This is a genomic window from Achromobacter spanius (assembly GCF_029637605.1).
Classification (GTDB): Bacteria; Pseudomonadota; Gammaproteobacteria; order Burkholderiales; family Burkholderiaceae_B; genus Achromobacter; species Achromobacter spanius_E.
The window spans coordinates 5,301,764-5,315,294 of sequence record NZ_CP121261.1; the positions used below are offsets into that span (position 1 = coordinate 5,301,764).

11 protein-coding genes and 1 tRNA gene are annotated in these 13,531 nt (G+C 64.5%); 7 read left to right on the plus strand and 5 right to left on the minus strand.

All coding sequences use genetic code 11. From position 1 onward, the window contains the following. Entirely contained in the window at positions 1-1,197 is a 1,197-nt protein-coding gene (locus tag P8T11_RS23670; RefSeq protein ID WP_268079761.1) for a M20 aminoacylase family protein, read from the minus strand. A 76-nt stretch (positions 1,198-1,273) separates the two neighbouring features. Here P8T11_RS23670 and P8T11_RS23675 point away from each other — a divergent pair, with 76 nt between their 5' ends. After that, positions 1,274-2,959 carry an AMP-binding protein gene (locus P8T11_RS23675; RefSeq protein ID WP_268079760.1) on the plus strand — a complete coding sequence of 562 codons (1,686 nt, stop codon included), beginning with the start codon at positions 1,274-1,276 and terminating at the stop codon, positions 2,957-2,959. Here P8T11_RS23675 and P8T11_RS23680 read toward each other — a convergent pair. After that, positions 2,956-3,843: an inositol monophosphatase family protein gene (locus P8T11_RS23680; RefSeq protein ID WP_268079759.1), complete on the minus strand. Its 888-nt coding sequence runs from the start codon at positions 3,841-3,843 to the stop codon at positions 2,956-2,958. The genes P8T11_RS23675 and P8T11_RS23680 overlap by 4 nt on opposite strands. 145 nt (positions 3,844-3,988) lie before the next feature. Here P8T11_RS23680 and mnmC point away from each other — a divergent pair, with 145 nt between their 5' ends. The 6 genes from mnmC (at position 3,989) to P8T11_RS23710 (ending at position 11,383) form a co-directional block, all read left to right on the plus strand. Then, positions 3,989-5,863, plus strand: a complete 1,875-nt coding sequence (gene mnmC, locus P8T11_RS23685) for an FAD-dependent 5-carboxymethylaminomethyl-2-thiouridine(34) oxidoreductase MnmC (protein ID WP_268079758.1) — start codon at positions 3,989-3,991, stop codon at positions 5,861-5,863. 269 nt (positions 5,864-6,132) lie between these two features. Beyond that, positions 6,133-8,358 carry a glycoside hydrolase family 31 protein gene (locus tag P8T11_RS23690; protein WP_268079757.1) on the plus strand — a complete coding sequence of 742 codons (2,226 nt, stop codon included), beginning with the start codon at positions 6,133-6,135 and terminating at the stop codon, positions 8,356-8,358. A gap of 228 nt (positions 8,359-8,586) precedes the next feature. Continuing rightward, positions 8,587-9,675, plus strand: a complete 1,089-nt coding sequence (locus P8T11_RS23695) for a methionine ABC transporter ATP-binding protein (protein ID WP_268079756.1) — start codon at positions 8,587-8,589, stop codon at positions 9,673-9,675. Next, entirely contained in the window at positions 9,632-10,285 is a 654-nt protein-coding gene (locus P8T11_RS23700; protein WP_268079755.1) for a methionine ABC transporter permease, read from the plus strand. The genes P8T11_RS23695 and P8T11_RS23700 overlap by 44 nt, the downstream gene beginning before the upstream one ends. A 78-nt stretch (positions 10,286-10,363) precedes the next feature. Beyond that, on the plus strand, positions 10,364-11,161 hold the full coding sequence (locus tag P8T11_RS23705; RefSeq protein WP_100853088.1) for a MetQ/NlpA family ABC transporter substrate-binding protein: 798 nt from the start codon (positions 10,364-10,366) through the stop codon (positions 11,159-11,161). Positions 11,162-11,307: 146 nt separating this feature from the next. Beyond that, positions 11,308-11,383, plus strand: a tRNA-Lys gene (locus P8T11_RS23710). A 76-nt stretch (positions 11,384-11,459) separates the two neighbouring features. Here P8T11_RS23710 and P8T11_RS23715 read toward each other — a convergent pair. Genes P8T11_RS23715 through P8T11_RS23725 form a run of 3 tightly spaced genes read right to left on the minus strand, consistent with a single transcriptional unit; the run spans position 11,460 to position 13,500 of the window. After that, on the minus strand, positions 11,460-12,617 hold the full coding sequence (locus tag P8T11_RS23715) for a thiolase (protein WP_268079754.1): 1,158 nt from the start codon (positions 12,615-12,617) through the stop codon (positions 11,460-11,462). After that, entirely contained in the window at positions 12,614-13,015 is a 402-nt protein-coding gene (locus P8T11_RS23720; protein ID WP_268079753.1) for a Zn-ribbon domain-containing OB-fold protein, read from the minus strand. Before P8T11_RS23720 ends, P8T11_RS23715 begins: the two co-directional genes overlap by 4 nt. After that, positions 13,012-13,500, minus strand: coding sequence for a MaoC family dehydratase (locus P8T11_RS23725; RefSeq protein ID WP_268079752.1), 489 nt, complete (start codon positions 13,498-13,500; stop codon positions 13,012-13,014). Before P8T11_RS23725 ends, P8T11_RS23720 begins: the two co-directional genes overlap by 4 nt. Between the last annotated feature and the right edge of the window lie 31 nt (positions 13,501-13,531).

The following is a 13,531-nucleotide window of genomic DNA, read 5'->3' on the forward strand; positions in this document are numbered from 1 at the left end:
TCAGGCCTTGGCCAGACGCTTCAAGGCAAGTTGGACCCAGTACGTGCCACCCAGGGGCAGCAGTTCGTCGTTGAAGTCGTAGCTGCCGTTGTGCAGCATGCAGGGGCCCAGGCCGTGGCCGCTGTCGCGGTGATCGCCGGTGCCGTTGCCGATCCAGACATAGCAGCCCGGCAGTTCCTGCAGCATGAACGCAAAGTCTTCCGCGCCCATGGTCGGTTGCACGTGGTCGTTGACGTTGGCGTCACCCACGATGTCGCGCAGCACGTCGGCGCAGAACGCGGCTTCTTCGGCGTGGTTGATGGTGGGCGGATAGTTGCGCTGGAACGTGAACTCCACTTCACAGTCCATGGCCGCGCAGGTATGGCGCGTGATCTCTTCCATACGGCGTTCGATCAGGTCCAGCACGTCCAGCGTGAAGGTGCGCACGGTGCCGCGCAGTTCCGCGTGGTTGGGCACCACGTTGTCGGCGCTGCCCGCGTGGATCTGGGTAATGCTGAGCACCGCGGCATCCAGCGGATTGCGGTTGCGCGTGATGATGGTCTGCAGCGATTGCGCCAACTGCACAGCCGCCATGACGGGGTCGATGCCCAGGTTGGGCATGCCCGCGTGTGTGCCCTTGCCTTTGACGACGATCGAAAATTCGTTGCTGGACGCCATGATGGGGCCGGGGGTCAGGCCGAACTGGCCGGGCTTCATGCCGGGCCAGTTGTGCATGCCGAACACGGCTTCCATCGGAAAACGCTTGAACAGGCCGTCGTCGATCATGCGCTTGGCGCCGCCGCCGCCTTCTTCGGCCGGCTGGAAAATCACATACACCGTACCCGCGTAATCGCGATGCTGCGCCAGGTATTGCGCCGCGGCCAGCAGCATGGCCGTGTGGCCGTCGTGGCCGCAGGCGTGCATCTTGCCTTCGTTCTTGCTGGCGTGCGCGAAGCTGTTGACCTCTTGCATGGGCAGCGCGTCCATGTCGGCGCGCAGGCCCACCGCGCGATCACCGGGCAGCTTGCCGCGAATGATGCCGACCACGCCCGTGCCACCCAGGCCGCGATCAATCTCGATGCCCCATTCTTCAAGCTTGGCCGCCACGACGTCGGCGGTGCGGAATTCTTCGAAGGCCAATTCAGGGTGCGCGTGGATGTCGCGGCGGATCTTCGAAATATCCTGGTGCCAGGCGACGATGGGTTCGAGCAGTTTCATGGGGGAATTGGGGCGGAAAAAGGGAACGCAACAAGGTTATCATCATTCAAAAATCTATTTAATGGAGACAAACACCATGACGCGACCGTGGCTTGCTCACTATCCGCAGGGGGTGCCGGCAGAGATCTCCACCGAGGGCTATTCCTCGCTGGCCGACCTGTTGGATCGGGCCTGCAAGCAGTACGCCACCCGCATCGCCTGCACGGCGATGGGCAGCGATATCACCTATGCGCAACTGGATCGCCATGCGCGGGCGTTTTCCGGATGGCTGCAAAGCCTGGGCCTGGAGAAGGGCGCACGGGTTGCGCTGATGATGCCCAATGTGCCGGCCTATCTGGTGGGCATGCTGGGCACCTTGCGCGCCGGTCTGGTCGTCGTGAATGTGAACCCGCTGTACACGGCGGATGAACTTGAACGCCAATTGCAGGACAGCGGCGCATCCGTCATCCTGATCCTCGAAAATTTTGCGCACACCTTGCAGGCGGTGAAGAACCGCGGCCAGCTCAAGCATGTCGTTGTGACCGCGCCGGGCGATCTGCTGGGCGGCCTGAAGGCGCCGCTGGTCAACTTCGTGGCGCGTCATATCAAGAAGATTGTTCCTGCCTGGAGCATCGACGGCGCGCAACCGTTGCCCAAAGTTCTGGCGGCGGGCGCGAACTTGCCGTTCACGCCACCCACGCTGACGATGGACGATATCGCGGTGCTGCAGTACACGGGCGGCACCACCGGCGTGCCCAAGGGCGCGATGCTGTCGCATCGGAACCTGACCGCCAATGTGTTGCAGACCGAAGCCGTGGCGCAGCCCGTGGTGCATGACTTGTCAAATACCCAACTTACGATCATCAGCGCGCTGCCGCTGTACCACGTGTTCGCAATGACCGTCTGCGGCTTGTATGGCATGCATGCGGGCATGCGCAACGTGCTGATCATCAACCCGCGTGATCAGCCCTCGCTGATCAGTGCGTGGCGCAAGGTCCCCATCAATCTGTTTCCCGGCGTCAACACCTTGTTCAATGCGCTGGCGCACAACGCGGATTTCGCCAAGCTGGATTTTTCGGCGCTGCGCCTGACCTTGGGTGGCGGCATGGCGGTGCAGCAGTCCGTGGCCGAACGCTGGTTGAAGATCACCGGCAGGCCGCTGATCGAAGGCTACGGCTTGTCGGAAACCTCGCCCGTGGCCACGGTGAATCCCACCAACGCCACGGCCTATTCCGGCTCTATCGGACTGCCGCTGCCGTCCACCGACGTGGCCATTCTTGACGATGCGGGCCACGAAGTGCCGCTGGGCGAACGCGGCGAAGTGGGCATACGCGGGCCGCAGGTCATGCTGGGCTATTGGCAGAAGCCCGACGAAACCCGCCAGTCCATGACGGCGGACGGTTTCTTTCGCACGGGCGACATCGGCATCATGGACGACAAGGGCTATACGCGCATCGTCGACCGCAAGAAAGACATGATCGCGGTGTCCGGATTCAAGGTCTATCCGAACGAAGTCGAAGCCGTGGTGGCGCAGATGCCGGGTGTGCTGGAGTGCGCGGCCATCGGCGTGCCGGACGAGCACTCGGGCGAAGCCGTCAAGGTGTTCGTGGTGAAAAGCGACGCGTCATTGACCGAGGCGCAGGTGCAAGACTGGTGCCGCGAAAAGCTTACGGGCTACAAGCGCCCGCGCTTTGTGGAATTTCGCGATGAGCTGCCCAAGAGCAACGTGGGCAAGATTCTGCGCCGGGAATTGCGCCCCGACGCGCCCGCCAAGGCGTCTTAGGCTTCGGCGGGAGGCTCGCCGCCAAGGTGCGGCGCAATCATCTCGTGCAGGGCGCGTTCGATGGCGGGGTTGCCCGCCACAACGCGCCCGCCGATGGGCCAGGGATCCAGCTTGTGCATGTCTGAACACGTGCCGCCCGCTTCGCGCAGGATCAGCGTGCCGGCTGCCACATCCCACGGCGCCAGCCCCATTTCCCAATAACCGTCGTAGCGGCCGCAAGCCGTCCACGCCAGGTCCAGCGCGGCCGCGCCCATGCGGCGCACGCCGCGCGCGCGCTTGATGGCGTCGTTCAGCATGGGCATGTATTGCCCGGCGAAGGAAAAGTCGCGGAACGGAAAGCCGGTGGCAAGCACGGAATCTTCAATGGTCTGCGTGCGCGAACATTTGATGCGGCGGCCATTCAGCCAGGCCCCGATGCCATACACCGCGGTGAACAGTTCTTCGCGGTTGGGGTCGTAAACCACGCCGGCCACGGGCGTGTCTTCGGTCAGGGTTTCCGTGGCTGATACCGCGGTGCCCGCATGCGCAATCAGCGCGATCGACACGGCGTAGTGAGGGATGTCGTGCAGGAAATTCGTGGTGCCATCCAGCGGGTCGATGTACCAGGTGGCGCGGCCTTGGGGTTTGCCACCGGTTTCTTCAGCCACGATGCCGAACTTCGGCGTGCGCGTTTGCAGCTCCTGGATGATCACGGCCTCGGCTTCGCGGTCTGCTTGCGATACGAGATCGTTGCGCGCCTTGCGGTCGATCACGAGGTCGGCCCGATGATGCGCGTAGGATTGCAGGATGGCCGCGCCCGCATGCGCCGCCGTGACTGCCGCGTCGATCGCGGCGCACAGGTCGATGGGTTGGGCCAGTGAGCGGGGCTGATCATAGGTGTCCATGTAAACCAGTGTAAGCCCAGGTATGCGTCAAATCCGCGGCAGCCATGGGAAACCGCGCCGCCGCGTGGCGTCTATCCAACGCCCGGGCCGCTGCCAGTCGATAATTCGCGTTTGTCACAACCTTGAACCTTTCTTTGAAGAGCCCATGTCCGCGCCTTACGTTCCCCTGACCCCCGCAGTGGCCGGCGTCGATGCCGACGGCAAGCTCTATAACGCCGAATCAGACGACGTCCACCCCCTGCATATCGGGTCATTCAGCGACCGGGAACAGGTATTCCTGCGTGGCAACGGGCTGCCCGAGCGCTGGCGTGGACGCGACGTATTCACCGTCTGCGAGACCAGTTTCGGCCTGGGCCTGAACTTTCTGGCGCTGTGGCACGCGTGGCGGCAAGACCCGCGGCGGTCCTCGGCGTTGCATATCGTGTCGATGGAAGCGCATCCGTTCGCTTTGGATGACTTGTCGGCATTGCTGGCGCGTTATGCGCCGGCGTCCCTGGCCGGACTGGCGCGGCATCTGGTGGAGCAGTGGCCCACGCTGTTGCCGGGGCTGCATCGGCTGGAATTCGAGAATGGCGCGGTGACGCTGACGTTGGGTTTTGGCGATGCGCAGGTGCTTGCGCCACGCCTGGACGCGCGCGTGGATGCGTTCTATCTGGATGGCTACACGCCAGAGCACGAGCCCGACACGAGGTCGGCGCCCTTGCTACGCGCGCTGGCGCAATTGGCGGCGTCCGGGGCCACCTTGACGGCCGCGGTCGGTACGGAAGCACTGCGGCGTGCGTTGCAGGACGCGGGGTTTGATGCGCGCTGCGTGCCGATCAACGGAGGCAAGCGGCAAATGATCCAAGCCACTGCCCGCGTGCAGGGCCGAGTGGCCGGCGCCGCCGCGACGCCCGCGGCCGTCAAGCATGCGGTGGTGGTGGGCGCAGGCCTGGCGGGCGCCGGCATTGCGCAAGCGCTGGCCGCGAGGGGCTGGCGGGTCACGGTGTTGGACGCGGGCCGCGCGCTGGGGGCGCCGGCGCACGCGGGTCATGTGGCCGCGGCGCTGACGCCCGTGGTGGCACGTGACGATAACGCGCGGGCACGGCTGTCGCGCGCCGGCAGCCAGCGCGCGCTGGCGCGTTGGCAAGGGCTGGCTGGCGATGCCGCGCCGCGCGTGTGCGGCACGGTTCAGGTCGAGCGTGACGCGGGCAAATCCGCAGCGTTGGCAAGCACATTGGACGCGCTGGCGTTTCCGCGCGACTGGGTGCGGCAAGTGGATTGCGACGAGGCCAGCGCCTTGGCCGGCTTGCCGGTGGCGCGCGGCGGCGTGTACTTCGCGCAGGGCATGCTGGTTCAACCGAACCGACTGATCGACGCCTTGCTGGAAACGCCCGGCGTGAGCGTTGTGCCGGGCAGGGTGGCCCAGGTCGAACGCCAGGGGCAAGGATGGCGCGTACAGGATGCGCAGGGCGGGGAATTGGCGCACGCCCACACCGTCATCCTGGCCAATGCCTTTGGCGCGCGCGCCGTGCTGGCTGAAAGCGGGCTGCTGGACCCCTTGCCGCGTGTGGGTCAGATGCACGCACTGGCGGGCGAAGTGACGCTGGTGCCCAGCGAGGCGCTTGCGGGCGGGCCGCGCTGTATCGTTGGCGGCGAGGGCTATCTGCTGCCGGACGTGGGCGCGGGCTGCGTGGTCGGCAGCACCTACGTGCATGGCGCCACGCAGGCGGTGGTCAGCCCGGAAGGGCAGCACACCACGCTTGCCAAGGCGGCTGGGCTACTGAGCGGTCACTTCCCGGCGTTCGATGCGTTGGTGCCCGGCACGTTGCCCGGCTGGGCGGGGTGGCGGGCCGTATTGCCCGGGCGCCTGCCCGCAGTCGGCGAATTGCCGCACGCGCCAGGCCTGTGGTTGGCCGTGGGCTATGCGTCGCGCGGCTTGTCGTGGTCGGCTTTGATGGGCGATTTGATCGGCGCCCGGCTGGCCGGCGAACCCGCGTTGCTGGAAACCGATCTGTCCAAACTTATTTCACCACGGTGAAAAAAAGTTTGGCCGCGAATGGGGGCTCGGCCCAGGTGGCGTAGAATTGCGGTAATTGCCAGGATTTGGCGCCAAATAGGCCGTATTGGCCTCGTTGTTGGCGTTTCGACGGCGCGCGGCACTACGCCGATAGGCGCTGATCGAGGGCTTTACGACCCCTTTTTATGGATGAGAAACCCGTCCAGAAGAGGGACCGAGTTTATTTCAAAGCTCAAATCCGTCAAAATAGCGTCTTTTGATGGTTTTTGGCTTAAGCCGGGGGATGCTCTGTGCCGCCCAAGTTCGACTTTGCCCATACTACCCAGCTCGATACCATCGAGCTGCTGACGTCCCGCCCCAGTCGCTTCGATTTCGACGCGGGCGATGGGTTGCACCTGGTAGTCGAGGCGCATGCGCCTGGTGTTTTTCGCCTGCGCTGCGGCGAGGCGAACCACCTGAATGATGACAAGCCCGGCGCGCGTGCGCGCGCCGTGGCCGAGATGCTGCTCGCGCGCCAAGAGGCCGTGGGCGAGGCCTCGATTGCCCCTCGCGAAGGCGGCGACGGCTGGCGGATCACACAGGGCGATGCTGCCCTGGAGATCCAGTCCAACCCTGTGCGCGTCGCGATCTATCGCAATGAGGAACGGGTATTCGAGTCCGAGGTTTCCGCGCATACGCCCGCATTCGGGCACAACGCGCTGGACCAGGAAGACGATGCGGTCTGGACGGCGGGCTTTACCCTGCTGGCCGACGAACGCGTCTTCGGCCTGGGGGAAACGCCGGGCGACCTGAACCGCCGTGAAGAATCGGTGGTTTCCGATGACCCCGAGCATCGCGCCTTGCCGCTGGCATGGAGCCCGCGCGGCTGGGGCGTCTACGTCAATACGATGCGGCGCGTTGAGCATGCCGTGGGCGTTGCCCCGACGGATTCGGCCTATGTGCTGACCGTTGACGACGCCGTGCTGGACGTGTTCCTGTTTGCTGGCGAGCCCGCCGAAATCCTGAACCAGTACACCGCGTTGACCGGCCGCGCCGGCCAACCGGTGCTGTGGGCGATGGGCGCCTGGCTGCAACAGGCCACGGGCGAAATGCCCACGCAAACCGTCGCCTTGTTGGCTCGCATGCGCGAAAACCAGATTCCCGTGGATGCCGTGACGCTGGCCCAGCCGGCGGCGTGGGGCTTCCAGTCGGATAAGGCGGTGTTCGAATGGGACGCCCAGCGCTTCCCTGATGCCAAGCAGATGCTGGCCCTGTTCCACAAGCACAACGTGCACGTCGCGGCATCCGGTTTCCCCGGCGTGCTCAAGACCAGCCCCTTGTTCGAAGAACTGGAAGACCGCGGCTGGCTGTTGGCCAAGGAAGACGGCGCCGCCCAGGTGTTCGACGGCATCGCCGCCACCTCGGGCCAGCCCTTCGGCTTGCTGGACCTGACTTACCGCGACATCTACAACATGTGGGTGGAGCGTCACCGCCAACTGATCGAAGATGGCCTGGACGCGCCCGCGTGCGATGCCCAGCTTGCCATTCCCGATGGCGTGACGGCCCGCAACGGTGAAACTGGCCCGGCGCTGCGCAGCATGTATCCGCTGCTGGTGCGCCGCGCGCTGTTCGATGCCGTGGCCGGCCTCAAAGTGCCGCCCGAAGGCGTCGTCCCCAGCTCCGACCTGTTCCCCGCCGCGCAACGCCTGCCGTGGCAGGTGGGGCCGCAGGCCGAGAATTCCTGGGATGGCTTGCGCCATACGCTGCGCACCGCCTTGTCGATCGGCGCCAGCGGCGTGCCCGTGCAGGTGCACGGCATCGGTTCGGCATCGCGCGACCGCGCGGGCATGACGTCCGAACTGTATTTGCGCTGGCTGACTGTGGGCGTGTTCTCGGCGAACTTCTCGTTCCAGGGCGTGGAAGGGCTGATGCCTTGGGACTTCGGCGACGAAACCCTGGCGCAGGCCAAGACCTGGATGCAATGGCGCTACCGCCTGGTGCCTTATGTGCTGGGCGCCATCGAGGATTCCGCCCGTACCGGCCTGCCGGTGCAGCGTTCCATGGCCCTGTCTTTCCCGAATGATCCGCACGCCCACGAGTGGGACCTGCAATACCTGCTAGGCCCCGCCTTGCTGGTCGCGCCGGTCACCGAACCCGGCAAGCAGGTGCGCGTGTACCTGCCCAAGGGCGAGGCCTGGTGGGATCTGAACACCGGGCATCGCTACGAAGGCGGCACCACCTGGACGATCGACTGCGAACTGGGCCAGTTCCCGGTTTTTGGCCGCGAAGGGCACATGCTCTGTCTGGGACCCGCCGCGCAGCACACGGGCGAGTTCAACTCGGCCCGCATCCTGGACGAGGTCTGGATGTTTGGCATGCCGGTGCACAACCCGGTTGTCATGCGCAACAAGATCCGCGTGATGCAGATGCAGGGCTCCAGCTACATCAAGGGGCTGGAAGGGCTGCGCATCTCGCCGTCCGAAGGCCTTGAGGTCAAGCGCCGGGGGGCGGAAGTCCGCATTTCTCGCGCTCGCTGATATCGACGCGGCCGGCTTGCCGGCTACCGTCATCAAAAGGGGCAGTCAGGAAGGCTTTCCTTCCGACTGCCCTTTGCGCGTTTTGCCGACGCGCTATCGCAACCACGGCCCGCGTTTATACGGGGCGGGCCGATGCCGCGGTAAAGATCGCCGATATTACTTATAGTTATTAAAAATGAAAAAAACGGTCGTTCTCTTTAGAAGAGAAAAGATACAAAATCGCTTGCCATGATTCACATCGAGAACCTATCCAAGACCTATGCCACGCCGCATGGACAATTCCAGGCGCTGCGAGGCATCAACCTGCATATCGAGCAGGGCGAGGTCTTCGGCATCATCGGCCCCAGCGGGGCCGGCAAAAGCACGCTGGTCCAGTGCATCAACCTGCTTGAACGCCCCAACGAAGGCACGATTGCCATCGGTGGACAGCAACTTACCGGCCTGAACGAGGCGCAGCTTCGTGGCCAGCGCCGCCGCATCGGCATGGTGTTCCAGGGCTTCAACCTGCTGTCGCGCCGCACCGTCTATGGCAACGTGGCGCTGCCGCTGGAAATTGCCGGCGTCGCCAAGGCCGAGATCCCGGCCCGCGTGGAACGCCTGCTGGCCCTGGTGGGCCTGGAGCATCTGCGCGACCGCTATCCCAGCCAGATCAGCGGCGGCCAGAAGCAGCGGGTGGGCATCGCCCGCGCGCTGGCCAACAACCCGGACGTGCTGCTCAGCGACGAAGCCACGTCCGCGCTGGACCCTGAAACCACGCACAACATCCTGGCCCTGCTGCGCGACATCAACCGCAAGACGGGCGTGACGGTCGTCATGATCACGCACCAGATGGAAGTGGTGCGCGAAGTGTGCGACCGGGTGGCCGTGCTGTCGCAAGGCGAAGTGGTTGAAATCGGCAGCACGCGCGAAGTGTTCGCGCAGCCGCGCCACGAGGTCACGCGCGGCATGGTGTCGGCCGCCACGGCATCCGACCTGACCGACGCCACCTTGGCAGCCGTGAAGGAACGCATCGCCACGCTGGTTGCCGCCGCGCCCACCCAGGCCGTGCGCCTGTTGCGCCTGTCCTTGAGCGGCACGGATTCGTCGGGCTCGTTCCTGACCGATCTGTCCAAACAGTTCTCGCTGGACGTGGGCCTGGTGCAGGCCCGTGTTGAAGATATCCAGGGCGTGGCCGTGGGCACGATGTTCGTGCTGGTTCAAGGCGCACCCGAAGCGGTCAAGGACGCGATTGCCGCGTTGGCCGCCCGTGACATTACCGTTAAAGAAATAGCTCATGAGTCCGCAACTGATCGATCTGCTTATTACGTCGCTGCTTGACACCCTGCTGATGGTGGGCGTGGCCAGCGCCATCGCGGTGGTGATCGGCATCCCCCTGGGCGTGACGCTGACCGTGACCGCGCGCGGCAACATGCTGGAAAACCAGCCCGTGAACCACGTGCTGGGCGCCGTCATCAACGCCACGCGCTCGGTGCCCTTCGTCATCCTGATGGTTGCCATCATTCCGTTCACGCGCCTGATCGCGCAAACCTCCATCGGCACCACGGCCGCCATCGTGCCGCTGTCGGTGGCCGCGATTCCGTTCATGGCCCGCATCGCGGAAAACGCCATGCGTGAAGTAGACCCGGGGTTGATCACCGCGGCGCGCGCCATGGGCGCATCGCCGATGCAGATCATCCTGAAGGTACTGTTGCCGGAAGCCTTGCCGGGCCTGATCGCTGCCACCATCGTCACCGTGGTCAGCCTGATCGGCTATTCGGCGATGGCCGGCGCCATCGGCGGCGGCGGCCTGGGCGACCTGGCCATCCGCTACGGGTATCAACGTTTTCAATCGGACGTCATGGCCGCGGTCGTGATTGTGCTGATCGTTTTGGTCCAGGCAATCCAAAGCCTTGGTGACCGCTTCGTGCGTCGCATGTCGCATCGCTGAGCGCTACGAACGCTAAGACACCGCTTTCGTTTTCGCTGCAAATTTTCTTTCTACTTCCGTTACTCGGGATATCGCAACATGAGCATCAAGGTTTTGAAGTCGCTGGCTGCATTCGCCCTCGGCGCCGCCGTATTCGCCCAGCCCGCGCTGGCTCAGGACAAGCCGCTGAAGGTTGGCGTTACCGCCGGCCCGCACGCGCAGATCTTTGATGTGGTCAAGGCCGAAGCCGCCAAGCAGGGCTTGAACATCCAGGTCATCGAGTTCACCGACTACGTGCAGCCCAACGTGGCGCTGGCCGCGGGCGATCTGGACATGAACAGCTACCAGCACCAGCCCTACCTGGACAACGCCAACGCCGACCGTGGCTACAAGCTGGTCAGCATCGCCAAGACCGTGATCTTCCCCATCGGCATCTACAGCAAGAAGATCAAGTCGCTGTCGGAACTGAAGGACGGTGCCCGCATCGCCTTGCCGAACGACCCCACCAACGGTGGTCGCGCCCTGTTGCTGCTGCAAGCCAACGGCCTGATCAAGCTGCGTCCGGAAGCGGGCCTGAAGGCAACGCCGATCGACGTCATCGAGAACAAGAAGAAGCTGCGCTTCATTGAACTGGACGCCGCCCAACTGCCGCGTTCGCTGGATGACACCGACGCCTCGGCCGTCAACACCAACTTCGCGCTGGAAGCCGGCCTGGATCCGGCCAAGGACGCCATCGCCCAGGAATCGCCGGATTCGCCCTACGCCAACGTGTTGGTCGTGCGTGAAAAGGACAAGGACCGCGCCGAATTCGCCAAGCTGGTCAGCATCTATCACAGCCCGGCCGTGAAGCAGTTCATCCAGACCAAGTACAAGGGCGCCGTGGTGGCCGCCTGGTAATTCAGGTCCATCACAAGCCCCGGAACGGCCGCCGCAAGCGGCCGTTTTCTTTTGGGCTGCACTTGGAAACACACGGACGGAACGCCGGGCGGCGTTAAACTTTTTGACAAGGCCGAAGAAATCCGCCATAATTTCTGGCTTCGGTCGGGCTGATAGCTCAGTCGGTAGAGCAGCGGACTTTTAATCCGTTGGTCGCGAGTTCGAGTCTCGCTCAGCCCACCACAGAACACCGCAATACGAAGAAACGCCGCTAAGTCACTTAGCGGCGTTTTTTTTTCGCCCGCAGTATACAAGCGCGTCAGAGCGTAGACGCCCCGCCCAGAATCACCGTGTACTGCGACGACAGCACGCCGCCGTTGCCGTGCGCCAGCGCAACCTCGGCGCCCTGTACCTGGCGCTGTCCGCATTCGCCGCGCAATTGGCGTATGGCTTCGATCAGCAGGAAGATGCCATACATGCCGGGATGGCAGTACGACAGGCCACCGCCGTTGGTGTTGACGGGCAGCGTGCCGCCCGGCGCGATCCGGCCATTGCTGACGAATGTGCCACCTTCGCCCTTGGCGCAGAAGCCCAGGTCCTCCAGGAACAGAATCGTGTTGATCGTAAAGGCGTCGTACAGGCCGACCACGTCGATATCGGAAGAGATCAGTCCCGCTTGCGCATAAGCGATGGCGCCGGATACGCGCGCACCGGTATTGACCAGGTCCGGCATGTTCGAGATGGTCTGGTGCGTGGTGCAGTGGCCCGAACCCAGCAGGTAGACGGGCGGTTTGCGTAGCCCCTTCGCCCGCGCCGGCGTGGTCAGCACCACCGCGCCGCCGCCGTCTGACACCAGGCAGCAATCGCGGATCGTCAGGGGATGGCTGACCATCCGCGAAGACAGGACATCCTGGACGGTCAACGGCTCTTTTTCCCAGGCGGCCGGATTCAGCAGCGCCCATTGGCGCGCGGCCACGGCCACCTCGGCCAATTGCTCGCGCGTGGTGCCGAATTCATGCATGTGGCGCGCGGCCGCCATGGCGTAGGCCGTTGCCGGCAGGAATGGTTTGAAGGGCGATTCGTAGGGGTTCCATTCCGCGCGGCTGGTGTTCTTTCGGCCCAGCGAACGCTGTGTGCTGCCGTAGGCCACGACGGCGACTTCGCACAGGCCCGCGGCAATCGCCGCTTCGGCTCGCGCCAGATGCCCCATGAACGAGGAGCCGCCCGTCGAGGTTGAGTCGATATAGGCTTCGGGCAGTTGCAGATATTCGGCAAGCGCCAGCCCCGCCAGGCGGCTCTGGGTGGTGGCGCAGAACAGGCCGTCCACGTCAGCCACGGACAAGCCGCAATCATCCAGCGCGCGATAGACGCCTTGCGCCATCAGGTCGATGGCGGAAAAGGCGTCGCCCACCGCGCCCAGGTCGGACTCCGCGGCGCCCACGATGACGGCGCGGCCGGGTCGGAAATCAGTGTTCATCGCGCGGGCTCCTGAGGCGTGAAAACGGGTATGGGGTCGTCCAGGTCTTCCTGCTGCACGGCGTGAAAGCGCACGCGCTGGCCGATGGCCACCTGCATCGGGTCGGTTGCGTCGACGCGGCTCATCAAGCGAAAGCCCTCGTCCAGATCAATCAGCGCAACGTTGTAAGGATCGCCCTTGCGCGGATACACCACGGACGTGCTGTAGACGGTGCCCAAGCCTGCGCTGATGCGCCATTCCAGGCAGTCCTGGCCGGAGTACGGGCAGCGCACACGTGGGAAGAAAACGGCGCGGCCCGCGACCGGGCTGAACTGGTAGGCCAGTTCCCCGGCCCGCAGGTGATGCACATAGCGCGCATAGGGTGCCTCGTTGGCGGATGAATGCTCGGTTTGCATCATTTGCCCTTCAGGTACATCAGGTTCAGGGTTTCGGCCACCATGACCGGGCGGTCCAGCCCTTCCCGGAACATGTGGTTGCCATAGGTCAGGCGCACGGCGTCGTCCAGCCGTTCGAACGCCAGCAGCGTGCGTTCCAGGCGGATCCGCGACCCGACCTGGACCGGGGCCGTAAAGCGGACTTTGTTCGAACCGTAGTTGATTCCCCGGCCGCGTTCGCGCACCTGCACGACGTCGCCACCCATGCCCGACATCAGCGATAACGTCAGCATGCCGTGCGCGATGGTCTTGCCATCCGGGAGTTCGCGGCGGGCGCGTTCGACGTCGATATGGATCCAGTTGCGGTCGCCCGAGATGCGGGCGAAGTCGTCGATCATTTCCTGGGTGATTTCCACCCAGTCCGTGTGGCCCAGCACTTTGCCGACATGGGCTTCAAGGTCTTGGGGAGTCTCGAGTATCAGCATGGTCTGCCTTTGAAGAAGGGGCATGCGAAGAGGCACATGCAAAGAGGGACATGCG

Bases quoted from the DNA above. Each gene is read 5' to 3' on its own strand.
- P8T11_RS23670 (WP_268079761.1), bottom strand. From the start codon at position 1,197: ATGAAACTGCTCGAACCCATCGTCGCCTGGCACCAGGATATTTCGAAG.
- P8T11_RS23675 (WP_268079760.1), top strand. From the start codon at position 1,274: ATGACGCGACCGTGGCTTGCTCACTATCCGCAGGGGGTGCCGGCAGAG.
- P8T11_RS23680 (WP_268079759.1), bottom strand. From the start codon at position 3,843: ATGGACACCTATGATCAGCCCCGCTCACTGGCCCAACCCATCGACCTG.
- mnmC (WP_268079758.1), top strand. From the start codon at position 3,989: ATGTCCGCGCCTTACGTTCCCCTGACCCCCGCAGTGGCCGGCGTCGAT.
- P8T11_RS23695 (WP_268079756.1), top strand. From the start codon at position 8,587: ATGATTCACATCGAGAACCTATCCAAGACCTATGCCACGCCGCATGGA.
- P8T11_RS23700 (WP_268079755.1), top strand. From the start codon at position 9,632: ATGAGTCCGCAACTGATCGATCTGCTTATTACGTCGCTGCTTGACACC.
- P8T11_RS23705 (WP_100853088.1), top strand. From the start codon at position 10,364: ATGAGCATCAAGGTTTTGAAGTCGCTGGCTGCATTCGCCCTCGGCGCC.
- P8T11_RS23715 (WP_268079754.1), bottom strand. From the start codon at position 12,617: ATGAACACTGATTTCCGACCCGGCCGCGCCGTCATCGTGGGCGCCGCG.
- P8T11_RS23720 (WP_268079753.1), bottom strand. From the start codon at position 13,015: ATGATGCAAACCGAGCATTCATCCGCCAACGAGGCACCCTATGCGCGC.
- P8T11_RS23725 (WP_268079752.1), bottom strand. From the start codon at position 13,500: ATGCCCCTTCTTCAAAGGCAGACCATGCTGATACTCGAGACTCCCCAA.